Source organism: Comamonas sp. BIGb0124 (assembly GCF_003752175.1).
Classification (GTDB): Bacteria; Pseudomonadota; Gammaproteobacteria; order Burkholderiales; family Burkholderiaceae_C; genus Comamonas_F.
In genome coordinates this window covers 205,054-225,965 of the sequence record NZ_RJVF01000010.1, presented here as the reverse complement: position 1 = coordinate 225,965, position 20,912 = coordinate 205,054, and the positions used below count along the sequence as shown (strand labels likewise).

General features: G+C 66.2%; 17 protein-coding genes. 4 read left to right on the top strand and 13 right to left on the bottom strand.

All coding sequences use genetic code 11. The annotated features are described in order from the left end of the window. Positions 1 to 27: 27 nt before the first annotated feature. The 3 genes from EC845_RS11640 to EC845_RS11630 form a co-directional block, all read right to left on the bottom strand. Entirely contained in the window at positions 28 to 1,857 is a 1,830-nt protein-coding gene (locus EC845_RS11640) for a glycoside hydrolase family 15 protein (protein ID WP_123298265.1), read from the bottom strand. Positions 1,858 to 1,903: 46 nt separating this feature from the next. Next, complete coding sequence (gene otsB, locus EC845_RS11635) at positions 1,904 to 2,719, bottom strand: trehalose-phosphatase (protein ID WP_199739786.1); 816 nt, start codon at positions 2,717 to 2,719, stop codon at positions 1,904 to 1,906. A gap of 189 nt (positions 2,720 to 2,908) precedes the next feature. Beyond that, positions 2,909 to 3,847: a LysR family transcriptional regulator gene (locus EC845_RS11630; RefSeq protein ID WP_123298264.1), complete on the bottom strand. Its 939-nt coding sequence runs from the start codon at positions 3,845 to 3,847 to the stop codon at positions 2,909 to 2,911. 133 nt (positions 3,848 to 3,980) lie between these two features. Here EC845_RS11630 and ilvD point away from each other — a divergent pair, with 133 nt between their 5' ends. Further along, on the top strand, positions 3,981 to 5,678 hold the full coding sequence (gene ilvD / locus EC845_RS11625; RefSeq protein ID WP_123298263.1) for a dihydroxy-acid dehydratase: 1,698 nt from the start codon (positions 3,981 to 3,983) through the stop codon (positions 5,676 to 5,678). Positions 5,679 to 5,727: 49 nt separating this feature from the next. Then, positions 5,728 to 6,057, top strand: a complete 330-nt coding sequence (locus tag EC845_RS11620) for a c-type cytochrome (protein ID WP_123298462.1) — start codon at positions 5,728 to 5,730, stop codon at positions 6,055 to 6,057. Here the strand turns inward: EC845_RS11620 and pabB are convergent. After that, on the bottom strand, positions 6,041 to 7,852 hold the full coding sequence (pabB, locus tag EC845_RS11615; RefSeq protein ID WP_123298461.1) for an aminodeoxychorismate synthase component I: 1,812 nt from the start codon (positions 7,850 to 7,852) through the stop codon (positions 6,041 to 6,043). The genes EC845_RS11620 and pabB overlap by 17 nt on opposite strands. Before the next feature lie 199 nt (positions 7,853 to 8,051). On the opposite strand from pabB, the gene EC845_RS11610 reads away from it, so the two are divergent. Next, a complete protein-coding gene (locus tag EC845_RS11610) occupies positions 8,052 to 8,876 on the top strand; it encodes an amidohydrolase (protein WP_123298262.1) in 825 nt (274 codons plus the stop codon). Between the two features lie 66 nt (positions 8,877 to 8,942). On the opposite strand, the gene EC845_RS11605 is transcribed toward EC845_RS11610, so the two are convergent. The 9 genes from EC845_RS11605 to pstS all read right to left on the bottom strand — a co-directional run bounded on the left by EC845_RS11605 (position 8,943) and on the right by pstS (position 18,944). After that, positions 8,943 to 9,608, bottom strand: a complete 666-nt coding sequence (locus EC845_RS11605) for a LapA family protein (protein WP_370451302.1) — start codon at positions 9,606 to 9,608, stop codon at positions 8,943 to 8,945. A 160-nt stretch (positions 9,609 to 9,768) separates the two neighbouring features. After that, positions 9,769 to 11,754, bottom strand: coding sequence for an acetate--CoA ligase (acs, locus tag EC845_RS11600; RefSeq protein ID WP_123298261.1), 1,986 nt, complete (start codon positions 11,752 to 11,754; stop codon positions 9,769 to 9,771). 258 nt (positions 11,755 to 12,012) lie between these two features. After that, on the bottom strand, positions 12,013 to 13,344 hold the full coding sequence (gene phoR / locus EC845_RS11595; RefSeq protein WP_123298260.1) for a phosphate regulon sensor histidine kinase PhoR: 1,332 nt from the start codon (positions 13,342 to 13,344) through the stop codon (positions 12,013 to 12,015). A gap of 154 nt (positions 13,345 to 13,498) precedes the next feature. Beyond that, the gene (gene phoB, locus EC845_RS11590) at positions 13,499 to 14,200 is read right to left on the bottom strand and encodes a phosphate regulon transcriptional regulator PhoB (RefSeq protein WP_123298259.1); all 702 of its coding nucleotides are present in this window, start codon (positions 14,198 to 14,200) and stop codon (positions 13,499 to 13,501) included. 73 nt (positions 14,201 to 14,273) lie between these two features. Next, positions 14,274 to 14,975 (bottom strand): phosphate signaling complex protein PhoU, encoded by a 702-nt coding sequence (gene phoU / locus EC845_RS11585; protein ID WP_123298258.1) that lies wholly within the window; start codon positions 14,973 to 14,975, stop codon positions 14,274 to 14,276. A gap of 56 nt (positions 14,976 to 15,031) precedes the next feature. Beyond that, entirely contained in the window at positions 15,032 to 15,853 is an 822-nt protein-coding gene (gene pstB, locus EC845_RS11580) for a phosphate ABC transporter ATP-binding protein PstB (RefSeq protein WP_233598036.1), read from the bottom strand. A 27-nt stretch (positions 15,854 to 15,880) separates the two neighbouring features. Next, a complete protein-coding gene (pstA, locus tag EC845_RS11575; protein ID WP_123298459.1) occupies positions 15,881 to 16,708 on the bottom strand; it encodes a phosphate ABC transporter permease PstA in 828 nt (275 codons plus the stop codon). 74 nt (positions 16,709 to 16,782) lie between these two features. After that, complete coding sequence (pstC, locus tag EC845_RS11570) at positions 16,783 to 17,745, bottom strand: phosphate ABC transporter permease subunit PstC (protein ID WP_123298257.1); 963 nt, start codon at positions 17,743 to 17,745, stop codon at positions 16,783 to 16,785. 158 nt (positions 17,746 to 17,903) lie between these two features. Next, positions 17,904 to 18,944 (bottom strand): phosphate ABC transporter substrate-binding protein PstS, encoded by a 1,041-nt coding sequence (pstS, locus tag EC845_RS11565; RefSeq protein ID WP_123298458.1) that lies wholly within the window; start codon positions 18,942 to 18,944, stop codon positions 17,904 to 17,906. 352 nt (positions 18,945 to 19,296) lie between these two features. On the opposite strand from pstS, the gene EC845_RS11560 reads away from it, so the two are divergent. Further along, a complete protein-coding gene (locus EC845_RS11560; RefSeq protein ID WP_123298256.1) occupies positions 19,297 to 20,835 on the top strand; it encodes a Ppx/GppA phosphatase family protein in 1,539 nt (512 codons plus the stop codon). Positions 20,836 to 20,912: the final 77 nt, after the last annotated feature.

Below are 20,912 nucleotides of genomic sequence, written 5' to 3'. Positions count from 1 at the left end.
GTGAAATGACCGGGTGGGCGCTGACGATCAGATCACGCTGTCCCACCGGGCCGACAGGCGCATGGCGCCGTTGATGATGCCGACCATGGAATAGGTCTGCGGAAAATTGCCCCACATTTCGCCGGTCACCGGATGGGTATCCTCGGAAAGCAGGCCCAGCGGATTGCGCACCGCCAGCATGGCCTCGAAGATGGCGCGAGCCTCCTTCTTGCGCCCGATGCGGGCCAGCGCGTCGATGCGCCAGAAAGCGCAGATGTTGAAGGCGGTCTCGGGCCGGCCGAAATCGTCAGGCGCTTCGTAGCGCCGCATGTAGGGGCCGTCGCACAGCACACGCTCGAGCTCGTCGACGGTCGAGATGAAACGCGGATCCTTGGGGTCGACGATGCCGACCTCGGCCATCAGCAGCACCGACGCATCCATGTCGCGGCCGCCGAAGCTCTCGGCGAAGGCCTGCCGCTCCTCGTTCCACGACTCCTTCAGGATACGCTCGCGCATGCCTTCGGCGTGCCCGGCCCAGTAATCGGCACGGTCGGGCAGCTTGAGCGTGGCGGCGATCTTGGCCAACCGGTCGCAGGCGGCCCAGCTCATGATGGCCGAAGAGGTGTGGATGCGGGCGCGCGTGCGCAATTCCCACATGCCGGCGTCGGGCTGGTCGAACACCCGCACGGCCTGCTCGCCCACGCGTTCGAGGGCCCGGAACTCGCGGGCCCCCGCACGATGCAGCAGACGGTGATCGTGAAAAGCCTGCGCCGCACCCAGGATCACGTTGCCGTAGACGTCGTGCTGGAAATGCTCCTGCGCCTGGTTGCCCACGCGCACCGGTCCCATGCCGCGGTAGCCGGGCAGGTTGTCGACGAAGCTCTCGGGCAGCGACTTCTCGAGGCCGATGCCGAACAGCGGCTGGATATGGCCCCCTTGGGAATCGATGACCACGTTGCTCATCCAGCGCAGATAGTCCTCCATGGTGGCCACTTCGGACAGGCTGTTGAGCGCACGCACCACAAAGAAGGCGTCGCGCAGCCAGCAATAACGGTAGTCCCAGTTGCGCGAACTGCCCGGGGCCTCGGGGATGCTGGTGGTCATCGCGGCGATGATGGCGCCGGTGTCCTCGTACAGCGACAGCTTGAGCGTGATGGCCGCACGGATGACGGCATCCTGCCACTCGAGCGGCAGTGCCAGGCGGCGGGTCCACTGGCGCCAGTAATCGGTGGTCTTCTGCTCGAAGTCGCGCGCGGTCTCGGCGATGCCGGTCTGCAGCGTCTCGTCCGATCCGAGCAGAAAGTTGAGCTCGCCCGGCAGCACGAAGGCGGTCTGCGCCAGCACATGCGACAGCGGGGCATTGGTATTGAGGCGCAGCGTCAGATCGGGGCCGACATACCGCAGATGGTTGCTGCCGCGCGTGATGTGGGGCTCGGTCCGGCCCCAGTCGAAACGCGGATTGACGCGCACCCGGATGCGCGGCCAGCCGTGCAGCGGGCGCACGCGCCGCACGATCATCATCGGCCGGAAATCCCGGTCGCGCGAGGTGAACCGGGGCGCGAAATCGGTGATCTCGACCGCCTGCCCGTGCTGGTCGTACAGCCGCGTGCGCAGCACCGCCGTATTGGGCACGTACATCTGCTCGGCATGCGAAAAGGCCTCGAGCTCGATGGCGAAATCGCTGCCCTTCTCGCTGTCGTCGAGCAGCGCATTGAACACCGGATCGCCATCGAAGCGCGGCAGGCAGCTCCAGACCAGACGGCCATGGGCATCGATGAGCGCGCTGAAGGCGCAGTTGCCGATCACGCCCAGGGACAGGGACGCAGGCAGCTTGGCATTGGAGCCGGGAATCGGATCGGGTGTGGGGGCTGATGTCATGTCGGCGGGCCTGGCGGGTGGAACAACATAAAACTCGGAATGCGCTTCAGGAAGCGGCCTGCGGCTGCGGTGCGAGTGCCTGGGCAGCCGCCTGCAGATAGGCCAGCACGGCTTGCGGGCTGGCCAGCCGGGCCTGGGCTGCGCTGGCGCCCTCGCCCACCTTGATGCCTGTGCCCCCCAGTTGCTGCGCCACGGCGATCGCCGCTTCGTCGGTGGTGTCGTCGCCCACGAAGAGCGGCCGGCGGCCGGCGAACGGTGCGCTCTGCATCAGCGCGGCGAGCGCGCGGCCCTTGTCCACTTCGGCGGACTTGAGCTCGACCACGGCCTTGCCGTGCAGCACCACCAATCCAGGCTGCTGTGCGGCCAGCGTATTCGCCAGTTCCAGGCAGGCCGGACCCAAATCGGGGGCGGCGCGGTAGTGCAGCGCCAGACCGTGGCCCTTGCGTTCGACCATCAAGCCGCTGTGCTGGCGCGAGAAATCGTCCATCGCCGCAATGGCACGCATCAGGTCGGGTACCGGTGCGTTCGACAGGACACCATCGGCAGCGCGGCGCACCGCCCCATGCTCGCCGGCTACCGCCAGGACCAGGGGTGCCAGGTAGTGGTCGACCTGATCGAGAGGCCGTCCGGTGATGATGCCCAGCGCACCGCCGAGCGCCTCGTGCAATCGAGCCAGCGTCTGCACCAGTCCGGTCGGCAGCACCACGCCGTCGGGCGTCTGTGCGATGTCCACCAGCGTGCCGTCGAAATCCAGAAACAGCGCGTGCTCGGCGCTGATCGCCGGCACCGGAATCTCCGGCCCTGAGCCTGCATGGGCCACGGGAGAATCGGTCGATGGAGAGGATGGAGAGGGGGTTGTCATCGTCAGCATTCCTCTAAAGATAGCATGGCACATGCTCTGGCCAACACCCTTGCGGCCACGTCCTACGACACAGATCGAAACACATGACGCGGTCCGGCCCCAGCTGTTCCCATCCGCTCATGCCCTCATGCAAACACCTTGCCAGCCCGTGGCGCGGCGTCGCGTGCGGGGCCTCCGGCCGAGCGGAATTCAGGCCGGATGCGGCGACAGCTGTTCGCGAACGAACGCCACGAACCCCAGCACGGCAGCCCGTTTCATGTGCTGCGGCCACACCAGGCTGGTTTCGCACCACAGCACCGGTTCGGACCAGGGCTGGCGGTAGACCACGCCCGGCCGGCGCAGTTGCGTCACGCTCTGCGGCACCCAGGCCAGCCCCAGGCCGGCGGACACCAGATTGACGATGGTCTGCATCTGCACCGCCTCCTGTGCCACCTGCGGACTTTGACCGACCGAGTGGTAGAGACCGAACACGGCGTCGTAGACCGAGGGCAGGCTGTGGCGCGGAAAGATCACCAGGGGCTCGCGCCAGACCTGCTCCAGATCGAGGGCCTGCTCGGCGGGCGTGCGGGCCAGCGGATGGTTGTGCGGCATGGCCAGCCACAGGGCTTCGGTGGCGACCGGCAGGCTGGCCATGCCCTTGGGCACGAAGCCCGGTGCATGCAGCACAAAGCCCGCATCGACCTGCCCCTGCTCGAGGCCCGCCAGTTGCAGGTCGCCGGTGGCCTCGATCAGCTCCAGCGTGACCTGCGGATGCTGGTCCCGGTAGGTGCGGACCCAGGCCGGCAGGCGGTCGTAACCGAAGGTCGAGACAAAGGCCAGCCGCACGCGGCCCACCTCGCCGCCGGCAATGGCACGGGCGCGCTCGGGCAAGGCGTAGGCGCGCGCAATGAGCTCCAGCGCATCCGGCAGCAGCGCCTGGCCTTCGGGCGTCAGCAGCACCCGGCGTTTGTTGCGGTCGAACAGCCGCACCCCCAGCAGGGCTTCGAGCTGCGCGATGGATTGCGTCAGCGGCGGTTGCGTCATGGCCAGGCGGGCCGCCGCGCGGCCGAAGTGCAGTTCCTGGGCCACGGCCACAAAATGGCGCCACGAGCGCAATTCGGGCGGCGGTGGCGGGTAGGGATTGCTCATACGCCAGACATATTAATCAAGAATTTAAAATGGATTGGAAATATTTCTGTCCGCATCGCATACTCGCGCCCCTGGCACCCGCCGGCCCGCACCGCCTGGCGCCGGCGACAACATCCCCCACGGAGACCCACCCATGAGCGACTCTCAGGATCTGGCGATCAACCGCCGCAGCAGAAACATCACGGAAGGCAAGTCCCGCGCCTCCAACCGCTCCATGTTCTACGGCATGGGCTACCAGGAGTCGGACTTCGCCAAGCCGATGGTGGGCGTCGCCAACGGCCACAGCACCATCACGCCCTGCAACTCGGGCCTGCAGAAACTGGCCGATGCCGCCATCGAGGGCATCGAGGAAGCCGGCGGCAACGCCCAGGTCTTCGGCACGCCCACGATTTCCGACGGCATGTCCATGGGCACCGAAGGCATGAAGTACAGCCTGGTCAGCCGCGAGGTCATCTCGGATTGCATCGAGACCTGCGTGCAGGGCCAATGGATGGACGGCGTACTGGTGGTGGGCGGCTGCGACAAGAACATGCCGGGCGGCATGATGGGCATGCTGCGCGCCAACGTGCCCTCCATCTATGTCTACGGCGGCACCATCCTGCCCGGCCGCTACAAGGGCCAGGATCTCAACATCGTCAGCGTGTTCGAGGCCGTGGGCCAGAACGCGGCCGGCAAGCTCAGCGACGAAGACCTGAACGAGATCGAGAAACGCGCGATCCCGGGCACCGGCTCGTGCGGCGGCATGTACACCGCCAACACCATGAGCTCGGCCTTCGAGGCCCTGGGCATGAGCCTGCCCTACTCGTCGACCATGGCCAATCCGCACGACGAAAAACAGAACTCGGCCAAGGAGTCGGCCAAGGTGCTGCTCGAAGCCATCCGCCAGGACATCAAGCCGCGCGACATCGTGACCCGCGAGGCGATCGAGAATGCCGTCTCGGTCATCATGGCCACCGGCGGCTCGACCAATGCCGTGCTGCACTTCCTGGCCATCGCCCACACCGCCGGCGTGGAGTGGACGCTCGACGACTTCGAACGCATCCGCAAGCGTGTCCCGGTGATCTGCGATCTCAAGCCCTCCGGCAAGTACATGGCCACCGACCTGCACCGTGCGGGCGGCATTCCGCAGGTCATGAAGGTGCTGCTCAATGCCGGCCTGCTGCATGGCGACTGCCTGACCATCACCGGCCAGACCATCGCCGAGACCCTGGCCGATGTGCCCGATGTGCCCCGGGCCGACCAGGACGTGATCCGCACCATCGACCGCGCGCTGTACAGCGAAGGCCATCTGGCCATCCTCAAGGGCAATCTGTCGCCCGAAGGCGCGGTGGCCAAGATCACCGGACTGAAGAACCCCGTCATCACCGGCCCGGCCCGCGTGTTCGATGACGAGCAGTCCGCGCTGCAGGCCATTCTGGATGGCCGTATCGTGGCCGGCGACGTCATGGTGCTGCGTTACCTCGGCCCCAAGGGCGGTCCGGGCATGCCCGAGATGCTGGCCCCCACGGGGGCCCTGATCGGCGCCGGCCTGGGCGAATCGGTGGGACTGATCACCGACGGCCGTTTCTCGGGAGGCACCTGGGGCATGGTGGTCGGCCATGTGGCACCCGAAGCCGCGGCCGGCGGCCTGATCGCCTTCATCCACGAAGGCGACTCGATCACGATCGATGCCCACGCGCTCAAGCTCGACCTGCTGGTGGACGAGGCCACCATCGCGCAGCGCCGCGAAGGCTGGACGCCGCCCAAGCCGCGGTACACACGCGGCGTGCAGGCCAAGTTCGCGTTCAACGCATCGAGCGCCACACGGGGTGCGGTACTTGACGATTACTGATCGCCCAGGGAATCGCGCAACCCGCCCGATGGGCCTGGGTGCGAGGCGGATGGTTCTCACGATCTGGGGGCTGGCGGCCGCCGTGGGCGCCGTGCCGGTCGCCGCGCAGGCCCAGGTGTCGGCCGAGCAGCGCATGGCGGCGAGCAAGAACTGCCTGTCCTGCCACGGTGTTCAGCGCAAGATCGTGGGACCGGCCTTCAAGGACATCGCCAGCAAGTACGCCGACCATCCCGAGGCCGCCACCCGGCTCGCCGACAAGATCCGCAACGGCGGCGGCGGTGTCTGGGGCCCGATCCCCATGCCTGCCAATCCCAAGGTCAACGAGGCCGAAGCCAGGCAACTCGCCGACTGGGTGCTGACTCTCAAGCCGGGCGGCTGAGCACCGCCGGCAACCAGCCGCGGCAGCTGTTGACGAACACGCACTGCGTCACGCGCGCCAGATCCTCCAGCCGCACCACGGATTCGGTCACCGGCTGGCCGGCATCGGCGCCACCCTCGGGCGGCACGCCGTGGTCGAGCACCCACTGCCGCCCCACGCCGTCGAGCAGGCCGCACGACAGCGCCGGCGTCACCCAGCGGCCATCGATCTCGAACACCGCATTGCCGCGCGTGAACTCGGTGATCTCGCCCTCGAGGTTGTAGAGCAGGCTGTCGAAGACATCCGGTGCCGTGGGCGCGAGCGCATCGTAATGGGCACGCCGGGTGGTCTTGAACCGCACGAATGCACCCTGGCTCCGGCGCAGCGGTGCATGGGCCAGCGCCACCTTGACCGGCAACGGCACCGCCGGCTGTGCCACCGCCTGCACCGTCAGCCCGCCCTCTGCCGACAGCAGCAGACGCAGCCGCCAGTCGCCGGCCGGATGGTCGCCGGCCTGGCTTTCGAGCAGCCCGCGCGCCTCTGCGGCGATCCCGGGGCTCCAGGGGTAGTTGAAACGGGCCGCCGCGCGCGCCATGCGGGCCAGATGCGCAGGCGCATGGGGCAGACGGCCGTCGCGCAGCAGCACGGTCTCGAGAATGTCGAAGACCTCGCTCGCCCGGACCAGGAAAGAGCGCTTGCTGCGCCATTCGCGCCGCTCTGCATCGGGTGTCGCATCGCTCGTGATGCCGCTGCCCACGCCGCACAGGGCGGCCCCCTCGCCGTCGAGCACCACGGTGCGAATGCCGACGCTGAACGTGGCCGCCCCGCCCGGCTGCAGCACGCCGATGGCTCCGCAGTACACGCCCCGCGGCGAGCGCTCGAGCGAACGGATCAGCTGCATCGCGCGGACCTTGGGCACGCCCGTCACCGAGCCGCAGGGAAACAGCGCACCGAACACATCCGACAGCCGCGTGCCGGGACGGCTCGCCGCGGTCACGTCCGAGGTCATCTGCCACACCGTCGGCCAGGCCTGGGTTTCGAACAGCCGCGGCACCTTCACCGTGTGCGGCAACGCCACACGAGAAAGATCGTTGCGGATCAGGTCCACGATCATCAGGTTTTCGGCCCGCTCTTTTTCGTTGGCACGCAGATAGGCGGCCTGCGCCGCGTCGAGCTCGGGCGTGGCACCGCGCGCGGCAGTGCCCTTCATCGGCCGCGACAGCAGCCGGCCGTCGCGCCAGTCGAAGAACAGCTCGGGCGAGACCGACAGAATGCGCGAGTCGCCCATGTCGATGTAGGCCGCATAACTCTGCGGCTGCGAGCGCAGCAGGGCCTGGAAAAAAGCGCGGGCATCGCCCTCGAAGCGGCCGTGCAGCCGCGTCGTGTAATTGACCTGATAGTTCTCGCCGTCCTGGATGGCTTGCGCGATGCGGGTCATCCCCCGAAGGAACTCGGCATCGTCGGTCTCGTCGCGCCAGTCGCCGGCCCGGTAGAAAGGCGCAGCGCCACCCGAAGGGTGCGGCCACTCGCCGATGCGGTCGAAAATCGCGAACCAGGCCAGCGGCCCGCGAACGGCAGCCCGAGCGCCATCGGCGGTTTCGAAAGCCCGGTCGAAAGCGGCTGCCGCTTCGTAGGCGACCCAGCCCACACACCATGCGCCGTCGCATGCAGCCCGATGGGCCCGGTCGAGCACGGCCGCGACGTCCTCGGGGCGGAAAGCCTGCAACACCTCGCGCGGCGGCCCGAACGCCCCACGCAGGGCGGGCTGGCCCGGGTCGGCGGCAACAAAATCGATCAGGACGGAAGCGGCATTCACAGTGGCAAGGCGGCGCAGGGCCGGCAGTCGAATCGGAAAACCCACAGGGCGGCTGGCCCGGAGCCCGTTCCTCGGGCAAAGCCTGCTTGGAACAGGCAGGTATTGTCACCCATGCCCCGGACGGCCCGGCGTTTGCGCCAAAATCTGCCAGCCTCACAGGCCGCCTCGCCGGCCCGCCCTACTCCGCTTCCTATCGACCATGCTCTACGACCGTCCCAAAATCGACTGCCATTGCCACGTCTTCGATCCCGACGCATTTCCCTACGCACCCGACACGCCGTATGCGCCGGCCGGCGGCGAGATCGCCACGGCGGACTATTTCGGCGCGGTGATGGACGCCTACGGTGTCCGCCACGCCCTGCTGGTCGGCCCCAACTCGGGCTACGGCCTGGACAACCGCTGCATGCTCGACGCCATCGCACGCGGTGCCGGCCGGTTCAAGGGCATCGCCGTGCTCGACCTCGACTGCGGACACGACGAGCTGCAGGAACTCAAGGCCCGTGGCGTGGTGGGCGCCGCCTTCAACGTCGCCATGCTGGGAGTGGATTTCTACGCCCGTGCCGACGCGCTGTTCGAACGCCTGGCCGCACTGGATCTGCTGGTTCAGGTGCAGGTCCAGCATGACGACATGGTCACCCTGGCGCCACGGCTGCGCGGGTGCGGCGCACGCATCCTGGTCGATCACCACGGACGACCCGATCTGTCGCAAGGCCTGGCAGGCGCCGGCTTTGCCGCCGTTCTGGCCCTGGCCGGCACCGGCCGCGCCTACGTCAAGCTGTCCGGTCACGACAAGTTCTCGCAGTTGCCCTACCCCTTTGCCGACACCGAGCCCTACACCCGCGAGCTGTTGCAGGCCTACGGCGCCAGCCACTGCCTGTGGGCCTCGGACTGGCCGCATCTGCGTGCCCGCCAGCGGCTCGACTACGGCACCACGCTGAGCCTGTTCGCCCAACGGGTGACCGACCCGGCGGACCAGCAGGCCATTCTTTGGGACACGCCACGCCGGCTGTTCGGTTTTGCCTGAGCACAAGACGTCAAAAAGCCCCGGTCCAGGGATGGACCGGGGCTTTGGTTTTTCAGGGGATCGGTATTACCAGCGTGGCGTATCCGGACCCGGGCTTGCCGGTGCCCGATCGGGATGCGGCACCGGATCCACCGGCTGTGCCGGAGAGAACGGCGGCACGGGCGTGGCGGTCACATCCAGCGGCGGCTCGCTGCGAAGCGGCTGCGACGACGGCGAAGGCTCGAAGGGCTGCGAGGCAACCGGCGCAACCGGGACGTCTGCGGCGCGGCGGTCGACACGGTCGCCGAGTTCACCGAAGAACGCGGCATTGGTATTGTCCGTCTGGTCCAGGCGTGCGGCCAGAGCCGTTTCCAGCGCCGCGATCCGCACCAGCAATTCCTGCTTGCCCGCGTCGTGACGGATCTTGCCGTCCTGACGCATGCCGTCGAGGAAGGTCCGCAGTTCGGTGAAACGCGAGGCTTCGGCGCGGTCGGCCAGCTCGCGCTGGTTCTGCAGTTCCTTGGTGTGCCGGCGTGTCTCGAACATCACCGTGCTGTGCAGATAGAAGATGTAGACCAGAAAAACGGCCGCCAGCAGGAGCGTCAGGCCGATCAGGATCAGGCCCAGCGGACCCTGCACCACGGTGAAGCCCAGCGAAATGGCCTGGATGGCCGCCAGAGACGACCAGTTGAGCGCGGCCAGCAATGCGATGGCGGCGCCGACGATGAGAAGAAGTAGCGTACGGATACTCATGGCGACTCGATGTGTTCAACGACAACGGGGTGGGCAGCGCACAGGCCACTCACCCCGACCTTGCCCGTTTGTACCTCAGTCCGGGGTTCTTCACATCCTCATCCGGACAAAAGTGACCCCCGTCCTACGCCGCGAGCCGTCCGTGGCCCGTGCCTCGCACTCAGTTCGACTTGCCGAGCTGCTCCAGGATCGCGGGGTTCTCCAGCGTGCTGGTGTCTTGCGTGATGGCTTCGCCCTTGGCGATCGACCGCAGCAGGCGGCGCATGATCTTGCCGCTGCGCGTCTTGGGCAGGTTGTCGCCGAACCGGATGTCCTTCGGCTTGGCGATCGGTCCGATCTGCTTGCCCACCCAGTCGCGCAGTTCCTTGGCGATGGCCTGGGCTTCCTCGCCCGTCGGCCGGGACCGCTTGAGCACCACGAACGCACAGATCGCCTCGCCCGTCACGTCGTCCGGACGCCCCACCACGGCGGCTTCGGCCACCAGGTCGGTCTTGGCCACCAGGGCCGATTCGATCTCCATCGTGCCCATGCGGTGGCCCGAGACGTTGAGCACGTCGTCGATCCGGCCGGTGATGCGGAAATAACCCCGGTCCTCGCTGCGGACCGCGCCGTCGCCGGCCAGATAGATCCGTCCGCCCAGCTCGGGCGGGAAATAACTCTTCTTGAAACGCTCCGGGTCGCCCCAGATCGTGCGGATCATCGAGGGCCATGGCTTCTTGATCACCAGGATGCCGCCTGCCCCGTTGGGAAGATCGTTGCCCGTCTCGTCGACGATGGCGGCAAAGATGCCCGGCAGCGGCAGCGTGCACGAGCCCGGCACCAGCGGCGTTGCCCCCGGCAGCGGCGTGATCACATGGCCGCCGGTTTCGGTTTGCCAGAACGTGTCGACGATGGGGCAGCGCTCGCCCCCCACGTTGCGGTGGTACCACATCCAGGCTTCGGGATTGATGGGCTCGCCCACCGTGCCGAGCACACGCAGGCTCGAGAGGTCGTACTGGCGCGGATGGATCTTTTCGTCGGCTTCGGCGGCCTTGATGAGCGAGCGGATCGCCGTGGGGGCCGTGTAGAAGATCGTCACGCCGTGGCGCGCGATCATGTCCCAGAAGCGTCCGGCATTCGGATAGGTCGGCACGCCTTCGAACACCACCTGGGTGGCACCCGCAGCCAGGGGGCCGTAGGTGACGTAGGTGTGGCCGGTGATCCAGCCGATGTCGGCCGTGCACCAGAACACGTCGTCGGGCTGCAGATCGAAGGTCCACTCCATCGTCATCTTGGCCCACAGCAGATAACCGGCCGAGGCGTGCTGCACGCCCTTGGGCTTGCCCGTCGAACCACTGGTGTAGAGGATGAAAAGCGGATGCTCGGCATCCACGGTTTCGGGTTCGCAGACGTCGGACTGGCCGTCGAGCGCCTGAGCGAACGTGAGGTCGCGGCCTTCGGCCATCGCGGTCGCCGTGGCCGTGCGCTCGAACACCAGCACGCTGTGCACGGCATCGCAGCCCCCGAGGGCAAAGGCATCGTCGACGATCGCCTTGAGCGGCAGTTCCTTGCCGCCACGCAATTGGTAATTGGCGGTGATGACCGCCACGGCGCCGGCGTCGACGATGCGCTCCTGCACCGCCTTGGCCGAGAAGCCGCCGAACACCACCGAATGCGTGGCGCCGATGCGCGCGCACGCCTGCATGGCGACGATGCCCTCGATGGTCATGGGCATGTAGATGACCACGCGGTCACCCTTCTTCACACCCCGGGCCTTGAGCGCATTGGCAAAACGCGAGACACGCGACAGCAGTTCCTTGTAGGTCACCCGGCTGACCTGGCCGTCGTCCGATTCGAAGACGATGGCGGTCTTGTTCTCGACCGGCGTGCCGATGTGGCGGTCCAGGCAGTTGGCCGAGACATTGAGCTGGCCGTCGTCGAACCAGCGGTAGAACGGCGCGTTCGACTCGTCGAGCGTGCGGGTGAAGGGCCGGGTCCAGACCAGGTGTTCGCGGGCGCGCTTGGCCCAGAATCCCTCGAAGTCGGCTTCGGCCTCGGCTTGCAGGGCCTCATAGGCTTGCATGCTGCCCACCCGTGCACCGGCGGCCAGTGCCGCGGGCGGCGGGAACACCCGGTTTTCCACCAAAACGGATTCGATCGTGCTCATTTCTGTTGTCTCCTAGAAATTCGACGCTGCTCGTCAGCAATTTCAGCAAGAAAAGCTGTATTACCGACTTGTTATACGCCTATTTATTGCCAAGCTGCGGGCTACTGTCGGCGCTGCGTCTTACAAGCCACTGACGCACAGGCCTCGTTCCGAATAGTCAAATCGGCCTGACAATCAGGAAAATCGAGTCTCAGCTCATCAAATTCAGGAGCAAAGCTCAAAGCACAGATTTCGGGAAATCCCTAGGATGGTCCCGGCTCAGATGTCCTCGCGTGTGCGCACCCGGCCGGCCGGCCACACCACCGCGAACACCGAGCCTTGGCCTGCGCGGCTGGTGATGCGGAGCTCGCCGCCGTGACGCTGCACCACGTGCTTGACGATGGCCAGCCCGAGCCCGGTCCCGCCCGTCTCGCGCGAGCGGCTGCGGTCGACACGATAGAACCGCTCGGTGAGGCGCGGAATGTGTTCGGGCGCGATGCCCGGGCCGTGGTCCTTGACGCTGAAGATGCCACGCCCGTCGGCCAGACGGCCCCAGCTCACCTCGATGGGCTGGCCCACCGGCGTATAACGCACCGCATTGGTCACGAGATTGGAGAACGCACTGTGGATCTCGGTCTCGCTGCCCGCGATCTCGTCGTCGAAGGCCAGTTGCACCCGCAGCGGGCGCTCCACCGGCGTCAGCGTGGCGCTCAGGGCCTCGGCCTCGGCGCGGAACTGCTCCATCAGCACACCGACCGGCAGCCACTGGCCGGCACCGGGCGGCGGGCTGCCCTCCAGGCGCGAAAGCGTGAGCAGGTCGTTGACCAGCGTCTGCATGCGCAGCGACTGCTGCAGCATCACGCCGAGGTAACGCTGGCGGTCTTCCGGTTCCAGCGGCACATGCAGCATGGTCTCGACAAAACCGGAGAGCACGGTCAGCGGGGTGCGGATCTCGTGCGAGACGTTGGCCACGAAGTCACGTCGCATGGCCTCGGCCTGCTCCAGCGTGGTCACGTCATGGCTGAGCAGCAGCGACCGCCCTTCGCCATACGGATGCAGTTGCAGCGACAGCCGCACGGGGTGCGTCGCCGTGCTGCTGCGGCCGGTGATGATGAGCGGACGCGCATAGTCGCCCATCGCGACATATCGGGCGAAGGCCGGCTCGCGCACCAGGTTGCCGAGATGCTGGGCCTGGTCGTTCACGGCGTCGAAACCGAGGTGTTCGGCGGCCGTCTGATTGCACCACTCGATGCGCTGATCGGCATCGAGCAGCACCACGCCGTTGGGCGAGGCCTGGATGCCGGCCAGCACGTCCTGACGGCGCTTCTCGACGATGGCCAGTTGCTGGTCCTTCATGCGGAACTGCCGGCGCACCCGATCGGTGATCTCGCCCCAGATGCCACGCACCTGCGGCGGTTCGCGTTCACCCGGCTGGCGCAGCCATTTCAGCAGCAGCGCAGCCCGCCACAGATCGACCGCGAACCACAGCGTGCCGGCCACCAGCACACCGGCCAGCCCGGCCGGCCACCGCAGATCGGGGCGCACGACAAGAATGGGCAGCACGGCGCCCGCACACAGGAAAAAGAAGAATCGACAGCAACGCCAGAGCATGTTGAATTGTGCAGGAGTCCCGGCGCGAGCCGGCCTTCCTCGTTTTTTTAGGGCGGGTTGCCGGGAGCCCCCGCCGAAGTCGGGGACCAGGGAACGGGAGGACCTGCGCCGCGCTCGGGGCACGCCGCAGGCCGGGTCTGCAGAGGCCTCTGGCTCAGGCCACTGCGCGCGGCTGCGACGTCATCCGGTAACCCGCACCGCGCACGGTCTCGACCATGCAACCGGCGCTGCCCAGTGCTTCGCGCAGGCGCTTGACATGCACATCCACCGTGCGCTCCTCGATGAAGACATGGTCGCCCCACACCTTGTCGAGCAGTTGCGAGCGGCTGTGCACGCGCTCGGCATGCTTCATGAAGTAATGAAGCAGACGGAACTCGGTCGGTCCGACCTTGAGCTCCTGACCCTGGAAACTCACGCGATACGTCTCTGCATCGAGGGCCAGCTCGCCCAGGGCCACGCTGTCTCGCACCTGCTCGGGGGCACGGCGGCGCAGCACGGCCCGGATGCGGGCCAGCAGTTCCTGCGGCGAGAACGGCTTGGTGATGTAGTCGTCCGCCCCGGCATCCAGGCCGGCGATCTTGTCGGGCTCGTCGCCGCGTGCGGTCAGCATCAGCAAGGGCACGGCCTTGATGCGGGCATCGCTGCGCCACTGGCGGGCGAGAGAAATGCCGCTTTGGCCGGGCAGCATCCAGTCGAGCAAGATGACGTCGGGAAGAATGGTGCTCATCGCGGCCTTGGCCTCGTCGCCGTCCCGTGCGATCACGGGGTCGAAACCGCCGTGTCGCAGATTGATGGCGAGCAGCTCGGCGATGGCCGGTTCGTCTTCGACGATGAGCACGCGGGGTTGCGGCTTCATGGGAGTCTCCTGTGCGCGGAAATGGATGTCATGCGGGCAAAAGCCTTTCTCGGCCCGTTGGGGTTCGGATCGATCAGCCGACGGCCGATTCGATGTCGCTCATGGACGCGTGGCGCACGTCCTCGCCCTTGACGATGTAGATGATGACTTCGGCGATGTTCTTGGCATGGTCGCCGATGCGCTCGATGGCCTTGGCCAGGAACAGCAGGTCCAGGCTCGACGAGATCGTGCGCGGGTCTTCCATCATGTAGGTGATGAGCTTGCGCACGAAGCCGTCGAACTCGGCATCGATCAGGTCGTCTTCCTTCAGGATGGACAGTGCCGCGGCGGTATCGAGACGGGCAAAGGCGTCCAGCGACTTGCGCAGCAGGGCCGAGGCCAGCTCGGCCGCCACGCGCAGGTCCGAAGTCGGCAGCGTGCGGGCCGTTCCGCTTTCGATGATGGCCTTGACCATGCGGGCCATCTTGCAGGCTTCGTCGCCCACGCGCTCGAGATTGGCCGTGGCCTTCGAGATCGCGATCAGCAGGCGCAGGTCGCGGGCCGTGGGCTGGCGGCGCGCGATGATCGAGGACAGCTCGCGGTCGATCTCGATTTCAAGGGCGTTGACCTTGGCCTCGATCTCGATGACCTCGTCGGCGGCCTCGACGCTGAACTGCGCCAGCGCGAAGATGGCCTGGCGGATCTGCGCCTCGGCATGGCCGCCCATGGCCATGACACGGCCCGAGACGGTGTTGAGTTCGCTGTCGAACTGGGTGGAAAGGTGTTTGTCTGCCATGTGTGTGCTCCTGGTTCGCGGACGTATGCGCGTGCTCGAGGCCTGCCGGTTGGCGATCAGCCGAAGCGGCCGGTGATGTAGTCCTCGGTCTCGCGACGCTGGGGCTTGAAGAACATCTGCTCGGTCGCGCCGAACTCGATGAGGTCGCCCAGGTACATGTAGGCGGTGTAGTCGCTGCAGCGGGCGGCCTGCTGCATGTTGTGGGTCACGATGACCACGGTGTAGTCGGTCTTGAGCTCGGCGATGAGCTCTTCGATCTTGGCCGTCGAGATCGGGTCGAGGGCCGAGCAGGGCTCGTCGAGCAGCAGCACTTCGGGCTTGATCGCGATGCCGCGTGCAATGCACAGGCGCTGCTGCTGGCCGCCGGACAGGCCGGAGCCGCTCTGGTGCAGCTTGTCCTTGACTTCGGTCCACAGCGCGGCCTTGCGCAGCGCCCATTCCACGCGGTCGTCCATGTCCGAGGCCCGCAGGTTCTCGAACAGGCGAACGCCGAAGGCGATGTTGTCGTAGATCGACATGGGGAACGGCGTGGGCTTCTGGAACACCATGCCGACCTTGGCACGGATCAGCGCCACGTCCTTCTTGGACGCCAGCAGATCTTCGCCGTCGAGCAGGATCTGGCCTTCGGCGCGCTGCTCGGGGTAGAGCTCGTACATGCGGTTGAAGGTGCGCAGCAGCGTCGACTTGCCGCAGCCCGAGGGACCGATGAAAGCCGTCACCTTGCCTGCCGGAATGGTCAGGTTGATGTTCTTGAGCGCGTGGAACTTGCCGTAGTAGAAGTTCAGGTTGCGCACGCTGAGCTTGACTTGCTCTTGCGCAGCGGCAGCTGCGCCGATGGAAGCAGCAGCCGGAATGGGACGTTCGATGGTGTGTTGCATCAGGAATACTCCTAGATAAGGCTGCGGTTACTTCTGGCGGGTCAGCACGCGGGCCAGGATGTTGAGGCCCAGCACGGCGACGGTGATCAGGAACACGCCGGCCCAGGCCAGCTCCTGCCAGTTTTGATAGGGGCTCATGGCGAACTTGAAGATGGTGACCGGCAGGCTGGCCATCGGCTTGCTCATGTCGCCGTTCCAGAACTGGTTGGACAGTGCCGTGAACAGCAGCGGAGCCGTTTCACCCGCGATACGGGCCACCGCCAGCAGGATGCCGGTGACGACGCCGGCACGTGCGGCACGCAGCGTCACCATCATGATGACCTTCCACTTGGGCGTGCCCAGTGCGTAGGCCGCTTCGCGCAGGCTGGCCGGAACCAGTTGCAGCATGTTCTCGGTGGTGCGGATGACCACCGGGATCACGATCAGCGCCAGAGCCACCACGCCGGCCCAGCCGGAGAAGCTGCGGAACTGGGCCACGACCACCGTGTACACGAACAGGCCGATCACGATCGACGGTGCCGACAGCAGGATGTCGTTGACGAAACGCGTCACGTTGGCCAGCCAGCCCGTCGTCTTGTACTCGGCCAGGTAGACACCGGCCAGCACACCGATGGGCGTGCCCACGAAGGTCGCCATCATCACCATCATGAACGAACCGAAGATCGCGTTGGCCAGGCCACCGCCTTCGTCGTTGGGCGGCGGCGTGGATTCGGTCAGCATGGCGAAGCTCAGCCCGCCCACGCCCAGGCGCACGGTTTCCCAGAGGATCCAGATCAGCCAGAACACACCGAAAGCCATGGCCGCCAGCGACAGCGTCAGGGCAATGCCGTTGACACGCTTGCGCGAGGCATACATCGCCCGGCGGGTCTTGTCGTCCGAGCCCGGCTTCTGAGGCGCAGGCCGTTTTTTGTCTTGATCGAGTACAGCGCTCACGACTTGGCTCCTTCGGACTTTTGCAGGCGGTTGAGCAGGATCTTGGAACAGGTCAGCACCACGAAGGTGATGAAGAACAGGACCAGGCCCAGATACATCAGCGAAGCCTGGTGCAGGCCCTCGCCGGCTTCGGCAAACTCGTTGGCCAGAGCCGAGGTGATGCTGTTGGCCGCTTCGAAGACCGACAGCGAACTCAGCTGGTTCATGTTGCCGATCACGAAGGTCACGGCCATGGTCTCGCCCAGTGCGCGGCCCAGGCCCAGCATGACGCCGCCCAGCACACCGGCCTTGGTATAGGGAAGCACGACCTTCCAGATCACTTCCCAGGTGGTCGAACCCAGACCGTAGGCCGATTCCTTGAGCAGCGGCGGCGTGACTTCGAACACGTCGCGCATCACCGAGGCGATGAAGGGGATGATCATGATGGCCAGGATGATGCCGGCCGACAGGATCCCGATGCCCACCGGCGGGCCCGAGACCAGCGCACCCAGGTAGGGAATGCCGTTGAAGGCCGCCTGCAGCGGCTGCTGCACGTAGGTCGCCAGGATGGGGCCGAAGACCATCAGGCCCCACATGCCGTAGACGATGGACGGCACCGCCGCCAGCAGCTCGATGGCGGTCCCCAGCGGACGCTTGAGCCAGGAGGGCGACAGTTCGGTCAGGAACAGCGCGATGCCGAAGCTCACGGGCACGGCGATCAGCAGCGCGATCGCCGAAGTCGCCAAGGTGCCGTAGATCATGACCAGGCCACCGTATTCATTGGTGACGGGGTCCCACTTGGCGGAAGTCAGGAAGCCCAGGCCGTACTCGGTGATGGCCGGCCAGGCACTGTAGATGAGAGAGCCCAGGATGGCCAGCAGCAGCCCCAGGGTGAACAAGGCAGCCCCTTTGGCCAGCCAGCCAAAAAGACGGTCAGCGAAAACGCCGGAAATCAGAGGTCGAGAAGGAGGTGGTGTCATGGATGTATCACGCCGGCCCTGATTGGCCGCTGCACGATCGATGGGCAGTGTAGAGGACACGTTGTCGATTCCCAAAACAAGGGCGCTTGGCGCGAGAAACCCGGGCCTGCAGAACAGAAGACTGCAAGACCCGGGTTACGGCTTGACGAAGTCGTGAATTACTTCACGCTGACGGCTTGACCCGACGTCGACTTGATGTCACCCCAGGACTTGTAGATGGCGTTCTTCACGCTGTCGGGCATCGGCACGTAGTCCAGATCGGCTGCGTTCTTGTCGCCGTTCTTGTAGGCCCACTCGAAGAACTTCAGCACGGTGGAAGCCTGTTCGGGCTTGTCCTGTTGCTTGTGCATCAGGATGTAGGTGGCGTTGGCGATGGGCCAGGCCTGTGCACCGGGCTGGTTGGTCAGGTTCTCGTAGAAGCTGGCGTCCCACTTGGCGCCGGCGGCGGCAGCCTTGACGGTGTCGTCGGTGGGCTGGACGAAGTTGCCGTCGGCGTTCTTCAGTTGCACGAAGGTCAGCTTGTTCTGCTTGACGTAAGCGGATTCGACGTAGCCGATCGAGTTGGGCAGACGGCCCACGAAAGCGGCGACGCCTTCGTTGCCCTTGCCGCCCGCACCGGTGGGCCAGTTCACGGCCGTGCCTTCGCCGACCTTGTCTTTCCACTCGGTGCTGACCTTGGTCAGATAGCTGGTGAAAATGTAGCTGGTGCCCGAACCGTCGGCACGGCGCACGGGAGCGATGGTGGCGTCGGGCAGGTTCACGCCGCTATTGATGGCGGCGATGGCGGGGTCGTTCCACTTGGTGATCTTGCCCAGGTAGATGTCGGCCAGGATGGGGCCGGTCAGCTTGAGTTCGCCGGGCTTGATGCCCTGGATGTTGACCACCGGCACCACGCCGCCGATCACGGTGGGGAACTGCACCAGGCCTTTTTCGGCCAGAGCATCGGCCTTCAGGGGGGCATCGGTCGCGCCGAAGTCCACGGTCTTGGCTTCGATCTGCTTGAGGCCGGCGCCGGAGCCCACGGACTGGTAGTTGATCTTGACGCTGGTCTGCTTGTTGTAGTCGGCAGCCCAACGTGCGTACAGGGGAGCAGGGAAGCTGGCGCCGGCGCCCGTGGCTTCGGTCTGGGCCATCGCTGCACCGGCGAAACCGGCAGCCATCATGCTGGCAGCCAGCAACTTGATCATCATCTTGTTCATGTCCATGCCTTTCGGGGTCATCAATCGGGTTGATCGGGTGATACCGCCCTCTCCATCCACTGGTTCGGCTCACCCTTGGGCGTAACTTTAAGAAGCTTGTGTGACACTCATATGACACAACAAAAACACACCGAAATCGCACACCGAAACGAACGAGGACTGCGCACCCGGCAGGAAACTGGGTATGCTCCAGCGCGCCGCACCGCCTCGCGTGGCGCGCTGCCCCTTTCGGGCAGAATATCTCCATACTCATAGCAGCATGGCCTTGTCGATGAACGCGTTTCCTGTCTCTTCCGAGGCAAGACAGGTTGCCGTCCACGACACTTGCAACAGATAAAGTACAGCTCACACCATGCAAAACGGAACTCGCCTGGCCGCCGTGGACCTTGGCTCCAACAGCTTTCGGCTGGAAATCGGCCGTTACGAACACGGCCAGATCAGCCGCACCGACTACCTGAAGGAAACCGTGCGGCAAGGCGCCGGCCTGGACGCCAACCGCAACCTCACGCAAGAGGCGATGGAGCGCGGCTGGGACTGCCTGGCCCGCTTCGGCGAACGCCTGGCCGGTTTCCAGGCCAAGAACGTGCGCGCCGTCGCCACGCAGACGCTGCGCGAGGCCCGCAACCGCGACGTGTTCATCCAGCGCGCCGGCGAACTGCTGGGATTCCCCATCGATGTCATCTCGGGCCCCGAAGAAGCCCGCCTGATCTACCAGGGCGTGGCCCGCCTGCTGCCGCAGTCGGCCGAGCGCCGCCTGGTCATCGACATCGGCGGCCGCTCCTCCGAACTGATTCTGGGCCAGCAGTATGTCGCCTCGGTGACCAGCTCGTTCCGCGTCGGCAGCGTGGCCTGGTCCATGAAGTATTTTCCCGATGGCCAGTTCACGCCACAGGCCTTCCAGATGGCCGAGATCGCCGCGCAGGCGGTGATGGACGAAGCCCAGATCACCCACGACCGCGCCCTGTGGGACGTCGCCTATGGCGCCTCGGGCACCGTGGGTGCGGTGGGCGAGGTGCTGCACGCCCTGGGCGGGCCGGCCGATGTCATCACCCGTGCCGGCTTGCACGAGCTGACCGACCGGCTGATCAAGGCCCAGAGCGCCGACCGGATCCGTCTCGAGGGCCTCAAGCCCGATCGCCGCGCCGTCATCGGCGGCGGCGTCAGCGTTCTGCGGGCCATCTTCGATCTGCTGCAGATCGAGGAACTGCATGTGGCGCAGGGCGCATTGCGCCAGGGCGTGCTCTACGACCTGCTCGACCGCGAACAGCCGGAGACGGATGTGCGCGAAACCACCGTGGCGGCGCTGGGCCGCAAGTTCGCGGTCGATGCCGCCCAGGCGCAGCGCGTGGCCCAGTTGGCCAGCCGCCTGTTCGCCGGCATCGAGCCCACGGATGCGGACGAGGCGGCGACTGCCGACCGGCCGGCCCCGGCCAGCCGCGCCCGCCAGACGCTGCAGTGGGCCGCCCAGTTGCACGAGATCGGCTGCCTGATCGCGCACGACTACTCGCATCGCCATGGCGCCTATATCCTCGAGAACACCGACGCGCCGGGTTTTGCCCTGCCCGATCTCACACTCATGGGCCGGCTGGTGCTGGGCCAGCGCGGCAAGCTGCACAAGCTGGCGCTGGACCTCGACGACACGCTCTACCTGCGCCAACTCGCCAGCCTGCGCCTGGCCGTTCTGCTGTGCCACGCCCGCCGCGATCCGCAGCTCGACGGCCTGGCATTCATGGCCGACGACGACGGTCTGTGCGTGAACATCACCCCGCAATGGGCCAGCCGTTTCCCGCAGTCCGCCCATCTTCTGAACGAGGAATCGCTGCTGTGGCAACGGCTGGGCATGTCCTACACCGTCAGCCCAGTCGCCGGAACAAGCCGTTCGGACGTCTGAAATAGTCGCGAAAATTCGGCGACGTTAGCCGACGTTGTCGACTTCATCACCCAAATTGGCACAAATTGACCCGAACA